This is a genomic window from Stenotrophomonas sp. SI-NJAU-1 (genome assembly GCF_020883215.1).
Lineage (GTDB): Bacteria > Pseudomonadota > Gammaproteobacteria > Xanthomonadales > Xanthomonadaceae > Stenotrophomonas > Stenotrophomonas indicatrix.
On the sequence record NZ_CP086598.1, the window covers coordinates 916,929 to 936,950 of the forward strand.

Genomic DNA, 20,022 nt, shown 5'->3' on the forward strand with positions numbered 1-20,022 from the left:
TGCGATCCATCATGCGCGGCTGAGCGTATCCAGGGTCCAGCCGTTGGCATCCACGCGCAGCAACGAACCCTGTTCGTACCAGTCGCCCAGCACGATGCGGGTGCAGCTGCGTCCGCCGGCCTGCAGGGTGTGGATCGCCGGGCGATGGGTGTGGCCATGGATCATCGTGTCCACGCCGTGGCGCACGTAAGTGGCTTCCACTTCCGCCGGGGCCACGTCGGTGACGGTTTCGAACTGCGCACGGTCGCCCTGCTTCATTTCCGACTGGCGCGCCTGGCTGGCATCACGCGCCTTCTGCGCGAAGGCGATACGCGCTTCCAGCGGCTGCGACAGGAACTGCGCCTGGAAGACCGGGTCGCGGGTCTGGGCACGGAACTGCTGGTAGGGGATGTCATCAGTGCACAGCAGGTCACCGTGCTGCAGCAGCACCGGGCGGCCGTACAGCTCGATCATGCACGGGTCCGGCAGGATGCGCAGGCCTGCGCGGCGGGCATAGTCTTCGCCCAGCAGGAAGTCGCGGTTGCCGCGGATGAAGAAGACCGGCACGCCGCTGTCGGACAGTACCTTCAGCGCATCGGCCACCGCGTCGGCTGCGGCCGAGGGGGTGTCATCGCCGATCCAGGCTTCGAACAGATCGCCGAGGATGTACAGCGCATCGGCGCCAGGCGCTTCCTCGCGCAGGAAGCGCAGGAACAGGTCGGTGATGGCCGGACGGCTGGGGTCCAGATGCAGATCGGAGATGAACAGCGTGGTCATGCGGACATTCTAGGGCATCACACCGGCAACGGCAGCCAGGCCAGGCTGGCCGAAGCCAGCAGTGCAGCGATGCCGGTGGCAGCCAGAACGTCGCTTGGGTAGTGCAGGCCCAGCACCACGCGCGACAGGCCCACGCCGAAGGTGAACGGCACCAGCAGCGGCGCCAGCCAGGGGTAGTAGGCCAGCGCGACGATGGTGAACGAGACCGCGTGCAGGGTATGGCCGGACGGGAAACTGAACTCATCCAGCGGCGCCACCCAGGCACGGATACGCAGGTCGGCCGCGTACGGCCGTGGCCGCCGGGTCCAGCGTTTCAGGCCCTTGTACAGCAGCAGCGCGGCCAGGCCCGTGGCGGCCATGTGCACTGACGCGCGCAGGCCGTCGAAGCCATCGGTGAGCACCAGCGCGCCCATCAGCACGTACCAGAACACGCCATCGCCGAGCCGGCTGATGATCGAAAAGACGCGCCGCACGCGACGACGTCGGCAGTAGTGGTTGGCGCGGCGGCACAACCGGGCTTCGCGACCGGCCAGCAGCTCAAGCGGCGTGGTGCGCATGTCCGCTCCTCCGCACGCTGGCCAGTTCCGCCAGCAGGCTTTCGAACTCCGCCACCACCTGCTGCGGGTGCAGCCGCTTCATCGCCCGTGCCGCGTTGCCACCCAGCTCGCGGCGCTGGGCATCATCGGCAGCCAGTTGCACTGCGGCCTGCACGAACTGCTCGTCGTCCTCAACTGCGGCACCGTTCTCGCCGTTGCGCAGGTACTCGCGGGCCGCGCCGTAGTCGAAAGCAACCGTGGCCAGGCCGCTTGCCATGCTTTCCAGGGTCACGTTGCCGAAGGTCTCGCTGCGGCTGGGGAACAGGAACAGATCGCCACTGGCGAAGTGTCGGGCCAGGGCATCGCCGCGCTGGATACCGCAGAAGATGAAGTCGGGATTCTCATGCGCCAGCTTCTCGCGCGCCGGGCCATCGCCGACCCAGACGAAACGCGCTTTCGGGCGCACCTGCTGCAGCTTGCGGAAGGCCTTCACCGCCAGGCCGAGGTTTTTTTCGGCGGCGATGCGGCCAACGTAGATCGCCGCCATGCCCGTGCCATCGATACCCCATTCCTCGCGCAGCGCCGGATCGCGGCGTGACGGGTCGAACTGCTGGCTGTCGACCGCACGGGCGAGCAGGCGGACGCGCTCGAAGCCCTGGCCGGACAGGAATTCCTGCAGTTCGCGGGTGGGCACCAGGGTCGCGTCGGCTTGGTTGTGGAAACGGCGCATCCAGCGCATTGCCGCCGACTGCAGCCACGCCACGCCATAGTCGGGCAGGTACTCGTCGAAGCGGGTGTGGAATCCGGTGGCGACCGGAATGCCGAGGCGGCGCGCGGTGCGCAGTGCCGACCAGCCCAGCGGACCTTCGGTCGCCACGTACACCGCATCAGGGCGCTGCTGCCGCCAGTGCCGCCCCAGCCGGATCGGTGCCGGCAGGCCGAAGCGCAGGCCGGGATAGCGTGGCAGCGCCGCACCCGGTACCAGCAGGGTGTCCGGCGCCGCCTCCAGCGCTTCGCTGGCCTGTCGCGGGCGGATCAGGTCGACCTCGTGGCCGGCCGCGCGCAATCCCTGCTCCAGGCCCTGCACGGTCAGTGCGACGCCGTTGATCTCCGGCGGGTAGGTTTCGGTGACGATGGCATAGCGCATGGCGGGCCTCCGGTTTTACGCATGCTCGGGCCTGGCGATGTAGCCGACATGACCGCTTTGCGACAGCGCGATGACAGCCGGGCAGGGCGGTGCCTGCGCAGTTCAGCGGCACAAAAAAACCACGGCCCCGAAGGGCCGTGGTCGTGGTAGTGCGACAGCGCGTGGATCAGAAGCTCTGCTTGTACTGCATGTACACGAAGCGGCCGATGTCGAAGCTGCCCGAGTAGGAGTACACCGAGTTCGGCTTGGTGTACATCACCGGGCCGAGACGGTTGAACACGTTGTTGGCACCCACCGAGACGGTGGCGTTCCACGGCAGCTTGTAGCGCACCTGCACGTCGTTGAAGGTCACCGAACCACGTTCGTTGTAGTTGCGGGCGCCCTTGTACCACGGCGCGTACACGCCCGGATCGGAGCACTCGTCCGGATGGTTCGGCAGGCTCAGGCACTGCTCCTTGACACCGGAGTAGTAGCGGGCGGTCCAGCTCACACCGAAGTTCTCGAAGTCCCAACCGATGGTGGCGTTGGAACGCACGCGGAAGCCGATGCCGGTATTGACCGCGATGCCGTTGGTGGTGGTCGGCACGGTGGCAACGTCATTGGACGAACGGTAGATGTTCGAGCTGACGTAGGTGGTCGACCACGAGGTGCTCAGCTTGCCGTAGTCGGTATCCAGACGGTAGCTGACGTCCATGTCGTAGCCTTCGGTCTCGGCGAAGCCCGCATTGCGGTTGCCGAACTTCAGGCCGGTGACGATGCCGGTGACCGGATCACGCGAGAAGCGCGCGCAACGCGACTCGATGTTCTGCTCGTAGCAGTCGATCAGGATCTGGTTCGAACTGTCGGACACGATGGTGTTGTCGATGCGGATCTTCCACCAGTCCAGCGACACATTGAAGTTGCTGATGAAGGTGGGGCTCCACACCACGCCCAGCGTGCGGCTGGTCGAGGTTTCCGGCAGCAGGTCCGGGTTGGAGCCGGAGGTGAACGCCACCGGGCTGGCCGCGCTCGAACCGCTGGTCGGCCTGTTGGTGCTGTCCAGCTGGCGGTACGTATCGATGTTGGCGATGTCCTGGGCGCAGCGTGCACGCACGGCGCTGTTGGAACGGGCCGAGCCGTACACGCTGTCGCAGGGATCGCTGAAGGTCGGGAAGGTCTGCGAGCCGCCGCCGTACAGATCGTTGATGGTCGGCGAGCGGAAGCCCTCCGCCCAGGTGCCACGCACCAGCAGCTGGTCGATCGGCTTCCACTTGAAGCCGAACTTGCTGTTGAGGGTGTCGCCGAAGGTGTTGTAGTCGGAGTAGCGCGTAGCTGCGTTGAAGCTCAGTTCACGCGCGCCGGGCAGGTCGGCCAGCACCGGTACGTTCAACTCCAGATAGGCTTCCTTCACCTTGTACGAGCCGCCGGTCGGGCCAGCGGCCAGGTTGGTGGTCGCGCCGGTCTGGGCCAGGGCATCAGGGATGAACTTGCCGTTCTCTTCGCGGTTTTCCAGGCCGAATGCGAAGCCCAGATCGCCTGCCGGCAGGGTGAGCAGGCTGCCACTCAGGTTGGCGAACCAGTTCTTGGTCGTGGTTTCACCCGTGGCGTTCTCGGCGGGGAACAGCCAGTCCTGCAGCGCCTGGTTGCCGTCCAGGCCATACGGGCTCTGCACGCCGTAGGGAACCAGCGGGTTCCACACCATGCAGTTGGCCTTCGGAGCCGCAGCGCTGCCGCACTCGACCTTGCCGGTGGCGTTGTTGAAGTAGGACGGGCCCACTGCATCGATGACACGCTGCTTGTGCAGGTTGCCGGTGGTGTGCTGGGTCAGCTCGTTCTTGCTGTACTGATAGCCCACTTCCCAGTCGAAGTAGCGCTCGCCCAGGTCGAAGGTGCCTTCGAAAGCGGCGACGGCGCGGTAGGTCTTCAGCTCGCTGGTGCTTTCGCGCGGCATTTCCCAGGTGCGGCGGTTCCACGCCACTGACGTTGGCGTCGCATAGCCGTTCTTGTTGCCGAACGGGTTGAAGTAGCTGTCGATGGACATGTTGCCTGCGGCACCCGTCGCGCCCAGCGTGTTGGAAGCCAGCGGGTAGCCAGCGGTGACGCGGGTCGAGGAGCGCTTGTTGTAGCCCAGCTCGGTCTTGAAGCGGACGTTGTCGGTGATGTTGGCCTGGCCGGAGAAGAACACCGAGTCACGCTTGATCGGATAGCTCAGGTGCATCTGATCGTTGGTGTTGCTGGTGTCGCCGGTGAAGGCGGCCGGGTCGGTGAGGTGGTAGTTGCCCGGCTTGGTCGGATCGGCGCCACGGTTGAGCGAGTAGCCGCAACCGGCCGCGACCGTACAGCCGGGACCACGCAGGCCGGTGAACTGGCCCCACTGGCTGGTCGTGGTCCAACCTTCGGTCGGGTGACGGTCGGTGTTGCTGTAACGGCTGAAGCCGCGGTCACGTGCCCAGACTGCCTTTTCCTCGGAGTGCTCCAGTGCCAGGGTGGCCGAGAAGCGGTCATTGGACCAGCCGGCAACCACGTCGACGCGGTCGCGGGCACCGTCACCCTCGCTGAACTGGCCGTGGTAGACATTGGCGGTCACGCCGCTGACATTGCTGCGGGTGATGATGTTGACCACGCCGGCCATGGCGTCGGAACCATAGATGGCCGAGGCGCCGTCCTTCAGGATCTCCACGCGCTCGATCGCCGACACCGGCAGGACCGACAGGTCCTGGTAGCCGGAGGTGCTGATGCCCAGGCGCTTGCCGTTGATCAGTACCAGCGTGCGCTGGGTGCCCAGGCCGCGCATGTCCACGTAGGTGCCACCGGCATTCTCACCGGCGGTCAGCACGTTGGCGCGGCTGATGGTCGGGGTGCCCATCGCGGTGACGTTCTGCAGGATGTCCGAGACCGAGCTGAAGCCCTGGCGCTCGATGTCCATCCGGCTCAGCGCCAGCACCGGCTGGGCGGTTTCCACGTCGACCTGGCGGATACGCGAACCGGTGATCTCGATGCGGTCCAGGTTGGTCGGCGAGGCAGTGCTGCCGCTCTGTGCGAAAGCCGGCAGGGCGGCCAGGGTGGCGGTGGTTGCCAGGGCGTAGCGGATGGCCTGCCCCAGTGCGGTCGTGCGTGAAGTCATGACGAGCTCTCTCTCTCGGGTCGTGCAAAGGACGCCAAAGTGGGCGTCGAAGGAATCGACTGGTCCAGGACCGAGCCGATGACCCGATAGTAGTCTCGTTGGTTAATGCCATGTAAAGAACGTATGTCGGTTTGTGTCGTTACACATCGCCTGTTTTCACAGAATGTGAACAAAAGCAGGGGTTTACGTGAAGATGCGGCAGGCACGACCATCGCCAGCTGCTGCGTTGCAGCAGGAATGGGCGGTCGATTGCGCGAACTGTAACGAAATGTAATCGGGCGCCGACCGGCGATCGGACGGCGTCCCGTGGCCCTGCTCAGACTACGAACGGACGGAACTGGATGCCCAGCCCGGCAATGCCCTCGGTCTCGCCGATCAGGTCGGCGCGCAGCAGCGGCCGCGCATCGATGAAGTCCTGCGGCACGATCAGCGACAGGCGGCTGTCGTCGGCAGTCAGTTCCAGCACCGGCAGCGGTGCGTCCTCATGCGCGCGGTTGAGCAGGACCGCCAGGCGCAGCAGGGCAGCCAGGCGCCGTGCGGTCAGCAGCAGGCGTTCGGGAATGGCATCGAAGGCGGTCTTGCTGATGCCGCGGCGATGATTGCGCACGAGCGTCGCCAGCATCTGCTGTTCCTGTCGCGAAAAGCCGGCGATGTCCGAGTTTTCCAGCACGTAGCTGCCATGCACGTGGTAACCGCTGTGGGCGATCATCAACCCCAGCTCATGCAGGCGTGCGGCCCAGCCGAGCATGCGTGCGTCATCGGCATCCAGCTTCCAGCGCTCCTGCACCTGCTCCAGCAACGACAGCGCGGTGTCCTGCACGCGGCCGGCCTGCACCGTATCGATGCCATAGCGATGGGTGAGGGCGGCCACCGATTCATCGCGCGGGTCGTTGTCGCCGGCACGGCCGAGGATGTCATAGAGGATGCCCTCGCGCATCGCGGCCTTGCTGACCAGCAGCTTCTGCAGGCCCAGCGCCTGGAAGGCGGCCTCCAGCACCAGGATGCCGCCGGCGATGATCGGGCGGCGATCGCTGGACAGGCCAGGCAGCACGATGTCGTCGATCTTCTTGGCCTTCAGCAGCTCATCGCGGAGCTGCGGCAACGCCTCGGCGGTGATCGCACCCTTGCTCAGCTTCATCGTCGCGCAGATTTCGCTGATGGCCTTGTGGGTACCAGACGACCCCAGTGCCTCCTGCCAGCCCAGCGCGCGGTATTTGCTGGCGAAAGGCTGGAACTCCCGGCCGATTTCGGCCAGTGCGTCCTTCCAGCGCTTCTTGCTGAGTTTGCCGCCGGGGAAGAAGCGTCGGGTGCTTGCGATGCAGCCGGCCTGCAGGCTCTCGCGTTCCAGGGTCTGCATGCCCTTGCCGATGATGAACTCGGTCGAGCCGCCGCCGATGTCGATCACCAGGCGATGCTGGTCGGGCTTGGGCGGTTGTGCATGGGCTACGCCCAGGTAGATCAGGCGCGCCTCTTCGCGGCCACTGACTACTTCGATGGCATGCCCGAGCGCGGTTTCGGCTGGCATCAGGAAGGCCTGCGGCGAACGCAGCTGGCGAACAGTGTTGGTGGCCAGTGCACGCACGCGATGCGGCGGGACGTTGCGGATGCGCTGGCCGAACCGGGCCAGGCACTCCAGCGCGCGCTGTCGCGCTGCGGCGGAGAGTCCACCCTTGCCGTCCAGGCCGTCGGCCATGCGCACGGTTTCGCGCAGGCGGTCGATCACCCGCAGCTGGCCAAGCGTGTAACGCGCGATGACCATGTGGAAACTATTGGAGCCAAGGTCGATGGCGGCCAGCAGGTCGCCATCCTGCAATGCGGGCGGAGTCGTGGTGGTATGCGGCATGGGCGAATGTTAGCCGAAGGGGCGGTGAACTCGTCACCGCGCGGCCTTCACATTTTGGAGGGGGAGTGCGGCAGGGCTGCGCCCTGCACCTGCCGAAGCGGTAGTGCCGGCCGCTGGCCGGCAACCTCAACGTAACAGCAACAGCAACAGCAACGGCAACAGCTGGCTTCCTGTGGGATGGCGGGGTGGGTCCGGTTGCGGGGGACGCCGTAAACCCCGCTCCGCGGTCCGGCCCAGCCGCTGGCGGCTGGGCGTTCGGGCGCTTGCGAAGCAGTGCTTCGCAAGCAAAGCGCCCTCACCCTTGGGGGCTTGACCGCGGCATCCATGCCGCGGACACCCCCGCAACCGGACCCACCCCGCCTTTGACAGTTTTTCGCGATCTGTCGGAATGGCATGGCCTGCGCATGGTGGGTGTCGACCTTGGTCGACACGGTGGATCCACGCCAGGCGTGGATGAATCCAAACGTGCCAACCGAGGTTGGCATCTATCGGATCAAAGGGCCTGCATATGTCGACCTTTGACAGGTTCACGCGGCTGTTGGTAGGTGTCGACCTTGGTCGACACGGTAGATCCACGCCATGCGTGGATGAATCCAAACGTGCCAACCAAGGTTGGCCACCTACCGGGTCAGAGGCCCTGCATCAACGCCATCTGCGCCGAATGCGGGGCTTCGTCGTGGGCCGGTGCGCGCTTGTGGTAGATGCCTTCGGCATCCAGCTCCCAGGCGTTGAGGTTGTCGTCCAGGTAGTTCTGCAGCACCTCGCGGTACACCCGCTTGGCCAGCGCCGGGTCGAGGATCGGGAAGCAGGTTTCCACCCGGCGCAGCAGGTTGCGTTCCAGCCAGTCGGCGCTGGCGCAGTACAGCTCCGGTGCGCCGTCGTTGCCGAACCAGTAGACCCGGCTGTGTTCCAGGAAACGGCCGACGATCGAGCGCACGCGGATGTTGTCCGACACCCCCGGTACGCCCGGGCGCAGGGTGCAGGCGCCACGGATGATCAGGTCGATCTGCACACCCGCCTGCGAGGCGGCGTACAGCGCACGGATCACCTGCGCTTCGTTGAGGGCGTTCATCTTGGCGATGATCCGCGCCGGTCGCCCGGCGGCGGCGATGCGCGTCTCGCGCTCGATCCTCGCCAGGATCCCGGTGTGCAGGGTGAAGGGCGACTGCAGCAGGCGCTTGAGCTTCATCTTCGACGCCAGCCCGGACAGCTGCTGGAACAGCAGGTGCACGTCGTTGCCGATGTCCGCATCGGCGGTGATCAGGCTCAGGTCGGTGTACGCGCGCGCGGTACCGCTGTGGTAGTTGCCGGTGCCCAGGTGCACGTAGCGGCGCAGCTTGCGGCCTTCGCGGCGCACGATCAGCAGCATCTTGGCGTGGGTCTTGTAGCCGACCACGCCGTACACCACCTGCACGCCGGCTTCCTGCAGCCGATCGGCCAGGCCCAGGTTGGCCTCTTCATCAAAGCGCGCGCGCAGCTCGACCACCACGGTCACGTCCTTGCCGGCGCGTGCGGCCTGGATCAGTGCATCGACGATCAATGAGTCCTTGCCGGTGCGGTACAGGGTCTGCTTGATCGCCAGCACGTTCGGATCGAGTGCGGCCTGGCGGATCAGGTCCAGCACCGCGGCGAACGCGTCGAAGGGGTGGTGCAGCAGCAGGTCCTGGCGGGCCACGGTCTCGAAGATGCCGTCGCTGTCGCGCAGGGTGCGCGGGGTCATCGGCGGATACTTCAGGTCCGGCTGGGCGATCAGGTCGTACAGCTGGATGATGCGGTTGAGGTTGACCGGTCCGTCGATGCGGTACACCGCGTTCTCGGTCAGGCCGAAGTTCTGCAGCAGGGTGCGTACGATGTCGCGCGGCATGTCGTGGGCGATCTCCAGCCGCACTGCAGGCCGGTAGCCGCGGTCCACCAGCTCATCGCGCAGGGCCAGCGCCAGGTTTTCCACTTCCTCTTCATCCACCACCAGCTCGGAGTTGCGGGTGACACGGAACTGATAGGCGCCCAGCACTTCCAGCCCCGGGAACAACTCGTCCACGAAGGTGGACAGCACCGAGGACAGGAACACGAAATTCTGCGGGCCGCCGAGTTTTTCCGGCAGCTGGATGATCCGCGGCAGCGAACGCGGTGCGCGCACGATGGCCAGGTGGCCGCTGCGGCCGAACGCATCGGTGCCCTTCAGCACCACCACGATGTTCAGCGACTTGTTGAGGATCTTCGGGAACGGATGCACCGGATCCAGGCCCAGCGGCGACAGCACCGGCATGATCTCGTTGCGGAAATAGGCACGCAGCCAGCGCTTCTGGCGGTGGGTCCAGGAGTTGCGGCCGAGCACGCCGATGCCGGCCTCCATCAGCGCCGGGCGCAGCGTCTGGTTCCAGCAGCGGTACTGCTGGTCCACCAGCTCGGCGGCGCGCTCGTGAATGGCATTGAGAATGGCCTGCGGGCTCATGCCGTCCGGCGCCGGCGGCAGGCCGAACTCCTGTGCATGACGGACCGCGGCGGCACGGATCTCGAAGAATTCATCCAGGTTGGTGCAGGAGATGCACATGAAGCGCAGGCGCTCCAGCAGCGGCACCTGCGGGTCCATCGCCTGCGCCAGCACGCGGAAGTTGAAATCCAGCTGCGACAGTTCGCGGTTGATGTACAGCGCCGGGTCGCGCAACGGATCGCTGTCCGTGCTCACGGGGAGGGGGAGGGATCCGAGGCTGCTCATGGCGTCATTCTTCGAAGGAGGTCAGGGGGGCGGACTCACGCGGTCGCACGTGGTCGGCATCGAAATGGCAGGCGAACACCGAGCCCTTGCCGACCTCGCTGTCGATTTCCAGGCGTGCGTGGTGCAGACCGAGGATGTGCTTGACGATCGACAGGCCCAGGCCGGTGCCGCCGCTTTCGCGCGAGCGGCTGCTGGAGACGCGGTAGAAGCGTTCGGTCAGGCGCGGCAGGTGGGTGGCCGGAATGCCGTAGCCGGTATCGCGTACCGCCAGCACCACGCCGTCGCCCTCGCGGCGGAACTCCACCGCGATGCGGCCACCGGCCGGGGTGTAGCGCACCGCATTGGTGACCAGGTTGGAGAACGCGCTGTGCAGTTCCTTGGTCGAGCCCTGCAGGTCCACGCCGGCCAGGTCATCGATGCTGATCTGGTGCCGGCCCTGGCTGTGCGCTTCGGCTTCGCGGCGCAGGGTGGCCAGCATGGGCTGCATGGCTACCGTCTCGGCCTCGCTGTGTTCCTGCGATTCCAGCCGCGACAGGGTCAGCAGGTCCTCCACCAGCTGGGCCATGCGCTGGCTCTGCTTGCGCATTTCCTCCAGCATCGGTCCGGTTCCCGGGAAATCCTCCGGGTCCATCATGTCCAGGTAGCCGTGGACCACGGTGAGCGGGGTGCGCAGCTCATGTGAAACGTTGGCCACGAAGTCGCGGCGTACCTGTTCCAGGCGCAGCAGCTTGCTGACGTCGCGGGCGATCAACAGCCAGTAGTCGGACGAATAGGGAATCAGGCGCAGGTTCAGGCGGATCGCAGGATCGACCGGCGAGGGCACGTCCAGGATCGGTTCGGCGTTGCGGCCACCGGCCAGCCAGTGGGCCAGCGGCATCGGCTGCAGGCGTTCGACCAGGGCTTCCCCCAGGTCGCCCGGATGATGCAGGCCGAGCAGCGCCGTGGCTGCTTCGTTGAACCACTGCACGCGCTGGCTGTTGCGGTCCAGCACCACCACGGCATCGGGCAGCGCGGCGGCGGCGGCGCGATAGCTGCGCAGCATGTCCAGCAGGCGCCGCTTGCGCACGCGCATTTCAACCTGGTTGCGGTACAGCAGGCGGTCCAGCTCGTTCCAGACGCCGGTGCCTTCGGCGGCGGTGTCCCAGCGCTGGCGCGCGGTCAGCCGGCGCAGTACCCGGCGCAGCCGCCAGTAGTGCCAGACCAGCGTCGCCAGTGCCGCCAGCGCGATGCACAGCCACAGGTGGCCAGTGAACCAACCGACCAGACCGGCCGACAGCAACACGGTGGCCACGGTGGCCAGTGTCTTCAACCAGGCAGAGCGGATGTGGCGGGGCATTGCGGTCTCGTCGTGGGTTGCGGCGGTTCACGCAGGTGAACCGGAAGTTATAGCAGAGTTGCCGGCGCCGGCACCGTGGGGTGCACGGCGCAGGCACGACGAGGCTCAGGTTGCGGTGGAGAAGCGGTAACCGGCGCCGCGCACGGTCTGCACCATGTTCTCGGCGTTGAACGGTTCCAGCGTCTTGCGCAGGCGGCGGATATGCACGTCGATGGTGCGTTCTTCCACATACACGCTGCCGCCCCACACGTGGTCCAGCAGCTGCGCACGGGTATACACGCGCTCGGGGTGGGTCATGAAGAAGTGCAGCAGGCGGTACTCGGTCGGGCCGATCGGCACCGGCTGGTCGTTGGCGAACACGCGATGGGCGGCGCCGTCGATGCGGATCGCACCCACCGCCACGCTGCCGTCCTCGTCATCGTCGCGGGCGCGGCGCATGACCGCGCGGATACGCGCGAGCAGTTCGCGCGCCGAGAACGGCTTGACCACGTAGTCGTCGACACCGGCTTCGAGGCCACCGACGCGGTCGTTCTCTTCGCCGCGCGCGGTCAGCATGATGATCGGCACTTCGCGGGTGAGGGTTTCCTTGCGCCAGCGCCGGGCCAGGTCCAGGCCGCTGGTGCCGGGCAGCATCCAGTCCAGCAGGATCAGGTCGGGGACGCGGTCGGCGATGGCGGTCTGGGCCTCGCGGGCGTCACCGGCGTGGACAGGTTCGTAATCGCCCTTGCGAAGGGCGAAGGCGACCATTTCGCGGATCGCGGGCTCGTCATCGACGATCAGGATGCGTTTCTGCACGAGGGCACCGTAGGGCTCGGTTACTGGAGTGGTGCCAGTAGACTACGGTTTGATGACATGTTTGTGACTGGCTGGCCGGCATCTGGCGTTGCTGCCATCTTCCGGTCATGCCGCACTCAGCGGCGGTCCAGATCCGGGTCCTGCACGCCCTGCCGGCGCAGCTCGAGTACGGTGGGCGTGATTGCTTCGATCCGCGCATCCACCCGGGCCCGGCCGACATAGTCCAGCGCGGGGTTGCGCTTGAGTGCCTGCAGCTGCATCAGGGCCTGTTCCGGGCGCCCGCCCAGGAACGCCGCCTCGGCATAGGCCTCGCTGGCGCGGACGCTGTCGCCGGCCAGTTCACTGGCGCGGGCGTAGCGCTGCTGGAAGACCGGATCGTTACCGCTTTGCGACAGCAGCGGACGCAGCATCGCCTGCGCGCGCTGGCCCGCGGCCTGGCCTCCCTGTTCGTTCAGGATCTCGGCGTAGGTCAGGGCCACCGGCCGGCTGTTGGGGTGTTCGTGCAGCAGCTGCTCGAAGCGCGCATTGGCCTGGGTGGATTGGCCGGTGCGCGATTCCGCTTCGGCCAGTGCCAGGGCCACCCACAGGCTGTCCGGGTGGGTCTTCAGCAGGTCGGTGAGGGTCTGCCGGGCCTGGCTGGCGCCGCTGCGGCCACCGCGCATCGTGGCCAGCGCCTGGCCATAGCGCTGGGCGTCATCCAGGCCGTCCTTCTGCCTGCGTGCAAGGTCGGTGTACTCGCGTTGCAGGTCGGCCGGGCTGTCGGCGCTGAGCACGCGCAGGCGCTCACGGGCCCAGTTGAAATCGCCACTGGCGCCGCGGCTGAGCTGGCCGACCGGAACCCGCAGCACGCTGCCGGGCAGCAGCGGGTTGATGCCGCGCAGCAGCGGATCGCCCAGGGTCGGGTCGGCCGGATCCACCCTTTCCCTGCGCTCGCCGCTTGGCGTGCGCGTGGTCAGCAGCACCGTGTCCTTCTTCATCTGTTCGGCGCGGGCTTTGGCCTCGCTGATGCGGGTGGTGTTGACCGGGTGGGTGCGCAGGAAGTCGGGAACGCTGTAGCCGCCATCGTTGCCGCGCATCGCCGAGGACATGCGCTCGAAGAAGCCGGCCATCGCATCCACGTCGTAGCCGCTGCGCGACAGCGTGCGGATGCCCAGCCGGTCGGCCTCCGATTCGTTGGAGCGGGTGTAGTCGATCTGCCGTTGCTGCATCAGGCCCATGCCCGAGCTGATCGCGGCCATGGTCGCGTTGCCCGAGGACGAACTGTTGCTGGCCTGGGCGGCAACCACCGCCGCCAGCATGCCCAGCAGGATCGGGATCTGGTCGCGCTGGGCGCGCTCGACCCCGCGCAGCACGTGCTGCTGGGTGACGTGGGCGATTTCATGGGACAGCACCGCCGCCACCTCGTCCTCGCGCTCGGCGGTCAATACCAGACCGGCATTGACGCCGATGTAGCCGCCGAGGGTGGCGAAGGCATTGATCTGGCGGTCCTTCATCACGAAGAACGTGTAGGGCTGGCGTGGCTGGTCGCTGTTGGAGCCCAGGCGCGTGCCCATGGTCTGCAGCCAGTCGTTGACCAGGGGATCGTCCAGCAGGTAGCCATAGTTGCGCAGTTCGCGCAGCATCATCGCGCCATACTCGGCCTGCCGGGCCGGGGTCAGCAGTTCGCCCGCCGAGGAGCCGATGTCCGGCAGCTTCTCCTGGGCCTGCGCCAGCGGGGCGGCCAGGGCCAGGGTCAGGGCAGCGGTGAGCAGCAGGGGTCGCAAGCGGTCGGTCCTCGGGCAGGGTCGGCCCAGCGTGGCAGGGCAGGGGGCAACCATTCGTTAATCAATCCACAGTGTTGCGGGCGTGGCGTGGAAATTCCAGCGCACCGGTACCATATATGGACCGTCGATCCATCGTGGAGTTTCCCGTGACAGCCCAGTCCGCCGGCGCTACCCCCGCCATCACCATCTATTCCACCGCCGTCTGCCCGTACTGCGTGGCCGCCAAGAACTTCCTCAAGAGCAAGGGCCAGCAATGGACCGAGGTCCGCATCGACCTGGACCCGGTCGAGCGCGAGAAGATGATGGCCAGGACCCGCCGCACCAGCGTCCCGCAGATCTTCGTGGGCGACGTCCATGTGGGCGGCTACGACGACATGATGGCCCTGCATCGTGAAGGCAAGCTCGAGCCGCTGCTGGCCGGGCAGGGCCAGGCATGAGCGCGGCCGACGACGGCAGCAAGGACCGGATCGCCGAATTCACCGACTTCCGCAAGCGCATGAACGAACGCATCCTGGGCGAGCCGAACCAGGTGGTGCGCCGCTTCTTCGCGCTGGACACGCAGACCTACCAGGCCGGCGCGCTGGACGTGAAGACCAAGGAGCTGCTGGGTCTGGTCGCCTCGATGGTGCTGCGCTGCGACGACTGCATCAGCTACCACGTGGCCCAGTGCAAGGACGCCGGCGTCACCCGTGAAGAGTTCTTCGAGACCTTCTCGGTAGGCTTGGTGGTCGGCGGCTCGATCGTGATCCCGCACCTGCGCCGCGCAGTGGACTTCCTCGACCAGCTGGAAGGTGGCGCCGCCGCCCCGGCAGCGCACGAGCACTGAGCCCGGCCGCTACCGCGAACCGGGCTCTCTGGTAGTGCCGGCCGCTGGCCGGCATCCGGTGGACCTGAATCGGCCGAGGTTGCCGGCCAGCGGCCGGCACTACCAAACATGCGCCGGGCCTTCCCCGCGATCCCGCAACCCAGGAGCCCCCTTGTTGTTCAAGGGGGCGCGCCGAAGGCGCGGGGATAAGGAGGAATGCGCGGGCAATTATGCCTTTGCCGGGGTCGGGACCATGGTCTACTTGGGCAGCCGGGCCCGGCTAAGGCATAATTGCGGGTGAAACTTCCTTTGCGCCGGCGTTTCCGGGCACGTCCGGACGGCGTTTTTCCCCCTGTTCGGAACATCGATCAATGACGCAGAAAATTACGGTCATCCGCGGCGACGGCATTGGCCCGGAAATCATGGACGCCACCCTGTACGTGCTCGACCAGCTCAACACTGGCCTGGAGTACGAAGATGCCGACGCCGGCCTGGTGGCCCTGGAGAAGCACGGCGACCTGATGCCGGCGGTGACCCTGGAATCGATCGCGCGCAACAAGGTCGCGCTGAAGAGCCCGCTGACCACCCCGGTCGGTGGCGGCTTCACCTCGATCAACGTCAGCCTGCGCCGTCACTTCGACCTGTACGCCAACGTGCGTCCGGCCCACACCTTCCCGAACACCAAGTCGCGCTTCGAGAACGTCGACCTGATCACCGTTCGTGAGAACACCGAAGGTGCGTACCTGGCCGAAGGCCAGGAAGTGTCGGCCGACGGCGAGACCGCTTTCTCCGGCACCCGCATCACCCGCAAGGGCTCCGAGCGCATCGTGCGTTACGCCTTCGAGCTGGCCAAGAGCACCGGCCGCAAGAAGGTCACCGCCGTGCACAAGGCCAACATCATCAAGTCGACCTCGGGCCTGTTCCTGGCCGTGGCGCGCGAAGTCGCCGCGCAGTACCCGGACATCGAGTTCCAGGAAATGATCGTCGACAACTGCTGCATGCAGCTGGTGATGCGTCCGGAACAGTTCGATGTGATCGTCACCACCAACCTGTTCGGTGACATCATTTCCGACCTGTGCGCCGGTCTGGTCGGTGGCCTGGGCCTGGCCCCGGGCGCCAACATCGGCAAGGACGCGGCGATCTTCGAAGCCGTGCACGGCACCGCGCCGGACATCGCCGGCCAGGGCAAGGCCAATCCGTGCGCCCTGCTGCTGGCAGCGGCACAGATGCTGGACCACGTCGGCCAGCCGGAAAACGCCGAGCGCCTGCGCAAGGCCATCGTCGCCACGATGGAAGCCAAGGATTCGCTGACCGGCGACCTCGGCGGCACCGGCAACACGATGGGCTTTGCCAGGGCGATCGCCAGCCGCCTGTAAGCGGCGGCTGTCCTGCCGGGGATCGTTGCAGGCAGATTCCCGCAGGGCTTCGGGTAGTTGCAGATGGGCCGTCCTTGTACGGCCCGTCCGCGTTTTTGAGCTGCGCGTTTTTCACCGACAGGGTTTTGTGGATGCCTGCGACGGCTGTGTGGATCCTGGTGGCTGCTGCCGTTTACCTTCTGGGTGTAGCCATCTACTTCATCTTCTACTGGCCATGGTCCCGTTCGCAGCGCGCGCTGCGCCGCCTGCGCAGCGAGGGGGCACCCGTTCGCAGCATGCGGCGGTCCGAGGAGCGCGTACTGCAGTTGATCGAGTTTCCGGCAGGGGCGCCGGTTCTCCTGCTGGAAGGGGCCTGCGCGGAATTCGTCATCAGGAGCGCCAATGCGCCTCCCCGCCATGTCCACACCTTGGCTGGCGTGCCGGTGAAGTATCCGGCCGGCCTGCAGCATGCCGTGCGCGCCGGTAGCAATACCGCCGAAGTCGTGCTCGGGCGCGAGTACGCGATGATCGTACGGCTCAATGGGGCAAAGCTGACCTCGTAGCATCGCGCAAGCTCAAGGCCATGAGAATGATCTGTGCAAATCGTGCACAGATCGTGTGCTGGCCGATGGCTGGTTCGTGCGCTTGCCGCTCCTCATCCTGTGCCCACTTTCCACCGCACAGGAGCTTGACCATGAACCTCACTGCTTTCGGCCTGGCCGGCCTGATCGGCATGGTTGCCACCGCCCCGGTTGTCGCCGCCGAGCCGGTCCACCCCACCATCCGGCATATGGCCGGCGCTGCGGCCGTCACCTCGCTCGACGCAGCGAAGACAGCCGTGCTGGTGATCGACTTCCAGAACGAGTACTTCGACGCCAGTGCCGCGCCCGGTTTCGCCGGTGGTCGCATGGTCATTCCCGATGGCGTGGCGGCCCTGCGGCAAACGCGTCGCGTGGTCGACTTCGCTGATGCCAACGGCATCCGCGTGATCCATGTGCAGCACGTACTGCCGGCAGGCGCGCCGCTGTTTGCAGAGGGCAGCGTCAACGCGGCATTCCACCGTGACATGCAACCGCGCAAGGGCGAGACCGTGGTACAGAAGGACAACGTCAGCGTGTTCGCCGGTGCCTCGGCAGCAGCACTGGACAAGGTGCTGAAGGATGCCGGTATCGACACCCTCATCGTCACTGGCCTGCAGACCCATGCCTGCGTTGCCGGCGCTGCACGCGATGCGGCGGCGGCGCCGCGCGGCTACCGGGTGATCGTGGCCTCCGACGCCTCTGCCAGCCGTGATCTGGATCTGGCCAATGGCGGGACCATCGGCCATCGCGCATTGCATGAGGCGTCGCTGGCGCAGATCGAGGATGCCTTTGGCGATGTGATGACCGCCTCGGCGATTCTGGCCCTGCCGGTGCGCAAGGCAGGCAACGGCACTTGATAAGCTGGCGGGGTCCGCAGCCTGCGGGCCCCGCCGACTGGAGCGCGCTGCCGATGGACCATTTCGCCGCCCTGCGAGCCCTGCGCGCGATCGTCGACGCCGGCAGCTTCACCGCTGCCGCCGAGCGGCTGGGTACCACCCATTCGGCGATGTCGCGGCAGCTGCGTCAACTTGAAGAGCACCTGCAGGTGCGGCTGCTGGATCGCAACAGCCGGCGGCTGTCGCTGACCGAGGCCGGGCGCGACTACTACCGCGAGGCGGTGGCGCTGCTTGACCGGCTGGAGGCCGCCGATGACCGTGCGCGGGCCGGCCAGGCCCAGCCCAGCGGGCGCGTGCGGGTCAGCGTGCCGCAGGTGGTCGCCAGCCAGGAGTTGCCGCATTGGCTGCCTGGCTTCCTGGCGCGCTATCGCCAGGTGGCGCTGGAACTGTCGGCCGACGATCAGCTGGTCGATGTGGTCGGCGGGGGCTTCGATCTCGCCCTGCGCATCGCGCCGTCCTTGCCCGACAGTCAGCTGGTCGCCCGTGAACTGGCGCGATGCCCGCGCATCCTGGTTGCGGCACCGGCGTACCTCGCCCAGCAGGGACTGCCTCGACAGGTGGCCGACCTGCAGAACCACACCTTGCTGGGGTTCAATCCTGTTGCGGCGATGACGCCGTGGCAGCTGCACGGGCCGCGCGGTGTCATCGCCAGCGTGGAGGCCGGCCAACGACTGCGCGTGGATGCCACACCGGCGCTGTATGCGGCGGTGCTGGCCGGCATGGGCATCAGTCTGTTCACCGCGCTTACGGTGCAGGAAGATCTTCGCGCCGGCCGTTTGATCCGTGTGCTGCCCAGCTGGCACGGTGGCATCCGCTGCTATTTCGCGCTGTATCCGCATGCGCGTGCGCTGGCGCCGAAGGTGCGCGCGTTGGTCGATCATCTTGCCGCGCATTACGCTGCAGCGTCGGGTGCGGCAGGGTAGTCGCACGGCAGCGGTGAGGAATAGGGATGGAGCCGGTGTATCTGCTGGTCGCGCTGGGCGCGATCGTCGCAGGGTTCGTGCAGGGCCTGTCGGGATTCGCGTTCGGCATGGTCGCGATGTCGTTCTGGGCGTGGGGGCTGGATCCCCGGCTTGCGGCGACGCTGTCGGTGTTCGGCGCGCTGGTTGGCCAGTTGCTGGCGGTGTTCACGGTGCGCCGTGGCTTCAACCTGCGCCTGCTGCTGCCGTTCGTGCTCGGTGGGCTGGCGGGCATTCCGCTTGGCGTGCTGGTGCTGCCGCAGCTGGACATGGCCTGGTTCAAGGCGCTGCTGGGAGGTTTCCTGGCGCTGTGGTGCCCGGTGATGCTGATGGCGCGTTCGTTGCCACCGGTCACCGTTGGCGGCCGGTTCGGCGACGCGCTGGCCGGCATGGCCGGTGGTGTGCTCAGTGGCATCGGTGGCTTCGCCGGGCCGATACCGACCCTGTGGAGCACGCTGCGGGGCTTCGGCAAGCACGAGCAGCGCGCGGTCATCCAGAACTTCAATCTGGCGATGCTGGCGGTGACCATGGCCACCTATGTCGGTACCGGCATGGTCACCCGGCAGATGCTGCCGTACTTCGCCATTGTCGCGCCGGCGATGCTGGTACCCACGCTGCTGGGGGCGAAGCTGTATATCGGTATCAGTGAGGCGCGTTTCCGGCAGATCGTCCTCGGCCTGCTGACCGCTTCCGGCGTGGCCCTGCTGGCCTCGTCGCTGCCGATCCTGCTGTCCCGTGGGGCGGCGGGCTGAGGGGTCAGGCGGGCCGCAGCATGCGGAAGCGTTGGTCGGCGGTGATCCGGAAGTAGTCGGCCGGTCCGCCGCCGCGCAGGATGGTGTCGCTCGCTGCGGTGTCGTAGATGCCGTCGACGAGCAACCGCGTATCGATATGCACGGCGACCACTTCTCCCAGTACCAGCCAGCCATTGGTGTCATTGCCGGCCGCATCACGCAGACGCACGATCTGCGTGCAGCGGCACTCCATGCTCACCGGGCTCTGCGCCACGCGCGGCGGTGCAACCTGCTCCGAGGCCAGTGGTGTCAGCCCGGCCAGGACGAACTCGTCCACGTCCGGCGCGACTGCGCGGCAGCTCTCGTTCATTGCCTGGGCCAGATCGAATGTGGCGAGGTTCCAGACGAACTCGCCGGTGGCTTCGATGTTGTGCAGCGAGTCCTTGCGCCCCTGGCTGCTGAAACCAATGATCGGCGGCGTGTAGTTGAAGGCGTTGAAGAAGCTGTAGGGCGCCAGGTTCACATTGCTGTCGGCATCACGACTGGAGATCCAGCCGATGGGGCGCGGGCCGATGATGGCGTTGAACGGATCATGTGGCAGGCGATGGCCATCGGCCGGGCGATAGCTGTGGAAGCGGCGAGGGGTGGTGTCTGCCATGGGGCACGTTCCCGCAGGTGTCGAGTGTGCTCGACGCTACAA

17 protein-coding genes are annotated in these 20,022 nt (G+C 66.8%); 7 read left to right on the forward strand and 10 right to left on the reverse strand.

Annotated features, from left to right (window positions below; all coding sequences use genetic code 11):
• Positions 1 to 9: 9 nt before the first annotated feature.
• The 9 genes from lpxH to LMF57_RS04130 all read right to left on the reverse strand — a co-directional run bounded on the left by lpxH (position 10) and on the right by LMF57_RS04130 (position 14,049).
• A complete protein-coding gene (gene lpxH, locus LMF57_RS04090) occupies positions 10 to 756 on the reverse strand; it encodes a UDP-2,3-diacylglucosamine diphosphatase (RefSeq protein WP_229290928.1) in 747 nt (248 codons plus the stop codon).
• Positions 757 to 773: 17 nt separating this feature from the next.
• Complete coding sequence (locus tag LMF57_RS04095) at positions 774 to 1,313, reverse strand: phosphatase PAP2 family protein (protein ID WP_229290930.1); 540 nt, start codon at positions 1,311 to 1,313, stop codon at positions 774 to 776.
• A complete protein-coding gene (locus tag LMF57_RS04100; protein WP_208081623.1) occupies positions 1,294 to 2,439 on the reverse strand; it encodes a glycosyltransferase family 1 protein in 1,146 nt (381 codons plus the stop codon). Before LMF57_RS04100 ends, LMF57_RS04095 begins: the two co-directional genes overlap by 20 nt.
• 166 nt (positions 2,440 to 2,605) lie before the next feature.
• Entirely contained in the window at positions 2,606 to 5,542 is a 2,937-nt protein-coding gene (locus LMF57_RS04105; RefSeq protein ID WP_229290931.1) for a TonB-dependent receptor, read from the reverse strand.
• 316 nt (positions 5,543 to 5,858) lie between these two features.
• Positions 5,859 to 7,385, reverse strand: a complete 1,527-nt coding sequence (gene ppx, locus LMF57_RS04110; protein ID WP_025878116.1) for an exopolyphosphatase — start codon at positions 7,383 to 7,385, stop codon at positions 5,859 to 5,861.
• 628 nt (positions 7,386 to 8,013) lie between these two features.
• Positions 8,014 to 10,101 carry a polyphosphate kinase 1 gene (gene ppk1 / locus LMF57_RS04115; RefSeq protein WP_025878118.1) on the reverse strand — a complete coding sequence of 696 codons (2,088 nt, stop codon included), beginning with the start codon at positions 10,099 to 10,101 and terminating at the stop codon, positions 8,014 to 8,016.
• A 4-nt stretch (positions 10,102 to 10,105) separates the two neighbouring features.
• Entirely contained in the window at positions 10,106 to 11,437 is a 1,332-nt protein-coding gene (gene phoR, locus LMF57_RS04120; RefSeq protein ID WP_117309649.1) for a phosphate regulon sensor histidine kinase PhoR, read from the reverse strand.
• 105 nt (positions 11,438 to 11,542) lie between these two features.
• Positions 11,543 to 12,232 carry a phosphate regulon transcriptional regulator PhoB gene (gene phoB, locus LMF57_RS04125; RefSeq protein ID WP_025878121.1) on the reverse strand — a complete coding sequence of 230 codons (690 nt, stop codon included), beginning with the start codon at positions 12,230 to 12,232 and terminating at the stop codon, positions 11,543 to 11,545.
• Positions 12,233 to 12,348: 116 nt separating this feature from the next.
• Complete coding sequence (locus LMF57_RS04130; RefSeq protein WP_205420733.1) at positions 12,349 to 14,049, reverse strand: M48 family metalloprotease; 1,701 nt, start codon at positions 14,047 to 14,049, stop codon at positions 12,349 to 12,351.
• Between the two features lie 92 nt (positions 14,050 to 14,141).
• Between LMF57_RS04130 and grxC the strand changes: the two genes are divergently transcribed.
• From grxC to LMF57_RS04165, 7 genes are all read left to right on the forward strand, one after another.
• On the forward strand, positions 14,142 to 14,432 hold the full coding sequence (grxC, locus tag LMF57_RS04135) for a glutaredoxin 3 (RefSeq protein ID WP_117311846.1): 291 nt from the start codon (positions 14,142 to 14,144) through the stop codon (positions 14,430 to 14,432).
• Positions 14,429 to 14,821, forward strand: a complete 393-nt coding sequence (locus tag LMF57_RS04140; protein WP_005408260.1) for a carboxymuconolactone decarboxylase family protein — start codon at positions 14,429 to 14,431, stop codon at positions 14,819 to 14,821. The genes grxC and LMF57_RS04140 overlap by 4 nt, the downstream gene beginning before the upstream one ends.
• A gap of 350 nt (positions 14,822 to 15,171) precedes the next feature.
• Positions 15,172 to 16,176 carry an isocitrate dehydrogenase gene (locus LMF57_RS04145; protein WP_229290932.1) on the forward strand — a complete coding sequence of 335 codons (1,005 nt, stop codon included), beginning with the start codon at positions 15,172 to 15,174 and terminating at the stop codon, positions 16,174 to 16,176.
• Between the two features lie 74 nt (positions 16,177 to 16,250).
• Positions 16,251 to 16,718 (forward strand): hypothetical protein, encoded by a 468-nt coding sequence (locus LMF57_RS04150; protein ID WP_229290934.1) that lies wholly within the window; start codon positions 16,251 to 16,253, stop codon positions 16,716 to 16,718.
• A 131-nt stretch (positions 16,719 to 16,849) separates the two neighbouring features.
• Entirely contained in the window at positions 16,850 to 17,593 is a 744-nt protein-coding gene (locus LMF57_RS04155) for an isochorismatase family cysteine hydrolase (protein ID WP_229290938.1), read from the forward strand.
• A gap of 53 nt (positions 17,594 to 17,646) precedes the next feature.
• On the forward strand, positions 17,647 to 18,555 hold the full coding sequence (locus LMF57_RS04160; protein ID WP_229290939.1) for a LysR family transcriptional regulator: 909 nt from the start codon (positions 17,647 to 17,649) through the stop codon (positions 18,553 to 18,555).
• A gap of 26 nt (positions 18,556 to 18,581) precedes the next feature.
• Entirely contained in the window at positions 18,582 to 19,343 is a 762-nt protein-coding gene (locus tag LMF57_RS04165) for a sulfite exporter TauE/SafE family protein (protein WP_229290940.1), read from the forward strand.
• Positions 19,344 to 19,347: 4 nt separating this feature from the next.
• Here LMF57_RS04165 and LMF57_RS04170 read toward each other — a convergent pair whose 3' ends face one another.
• On the reverse strand, positions 19,348 to 19,980 hold the full coding sequence (locus tag LMF57_RS04170) for a flavin reductase family protein (RefSeq protein ID WP_229290941.1): 633 nt from the start codon (positions 19,978 to 19,980) through the stop codon (positions 19,348 to 19,350).
• Between the last annotated feature and the right edge of the window lie 42 nt (positions 19,981 to 20,022).

Coding starts and splice junctions, on each gene's coding strand:
- lpxH (WP_229290928.1), bottom strand. CDS start 756: ATGACCACGCTGTTCATCTCCGATCTGCATCTGGACCCCAGCCGTCCG.
- LMF57_RS04095 (WP_229290930.1), bottom strand. CDS start 1,313: ATGCGCACCACGCCGCTTGAGCTGCTGGCCGGTCGCGAAGCCCGGTTG.
- LMF57_RS04100 (WP_208081623.1), bottom strand. CDS start 2,439: ATGCGCTATGCCATCGTCACCGAAACCTACCCGCCGGAGATCAACGGC.
- LMF57_RS04105 (WP_229290931.1), bottom strand. CDS start 5,542: ATGACTTCACGCACGACCGCACTGGGGCAGGCCATCCGCTACGCCCTG.
- ppx (WP_025878116.1), bottom strand. CDS start 7,385: ATGCCGCATACCACCACGACTCCGCCCGCATTGCAGGATGGCGACCTG.
- ppk1 (WP_025878118.1), bottom strand. CDS start 10,101: ATGAGCAGCCTCGGATCCCTCCCCCTCCCCGTGAGCACGGACAGCGAT.
- phoR (WP_117309649.1), bottom strand. CDS start 11,437: ATGCCCCGCCACATCCGCTCTGCCTGGTTGAAGACACTGGCCACCGTG.
- LMF57_RS04130 (WP_205420733.1), bottom strand. CDS start 14,049: ATGGTTGCCCCCTGCCCTGCCACGCTGGGCCGACCCTGCCCGAGGACC.
- LMF57_RS04140 (WP_005408260.1), top strand. CDS start 14,429: ATGAGCGCGGCCGACGACGGCAGCAAGGACCGGATCGCCGAATTCACC.
- LMF57_RS04145 (WP_229290932.1), top strand. CDS start 15,172: ATGACGCAGAAAATTACGGTCATCCGCGGCGACGGCATTGGCCCGGAA.
- LMF57_RS04155 (WP_229290938.1), top strand. CDS start 16,850: ATGAACCTCACTGCTTTCGGCCTGGCCGGCCTGATCGGCATGGTTGCC.
- LMF57_RS04160 (WP_229290939.1), top strand. CDS start 17,647: ATGGACCATTTCGCCGCCCTGCGAGCCCTGCGCGCGATCGTCGACGCC.
- LMF57_RS04165 (WP_229290940.1), top strand. CDS start 18,582: ATGGAGCCGGTGTATCTGCTGGTCGCGCTGGGCGCGATCGTCGCAGGG.
- LMF57_RS04170 (WP_229290941.1), bottom strand. CDS start 19,980: ATGGCAGACACCACCCCTCGCCGCTTCCACAGCTATCGCCCGGCCGAT.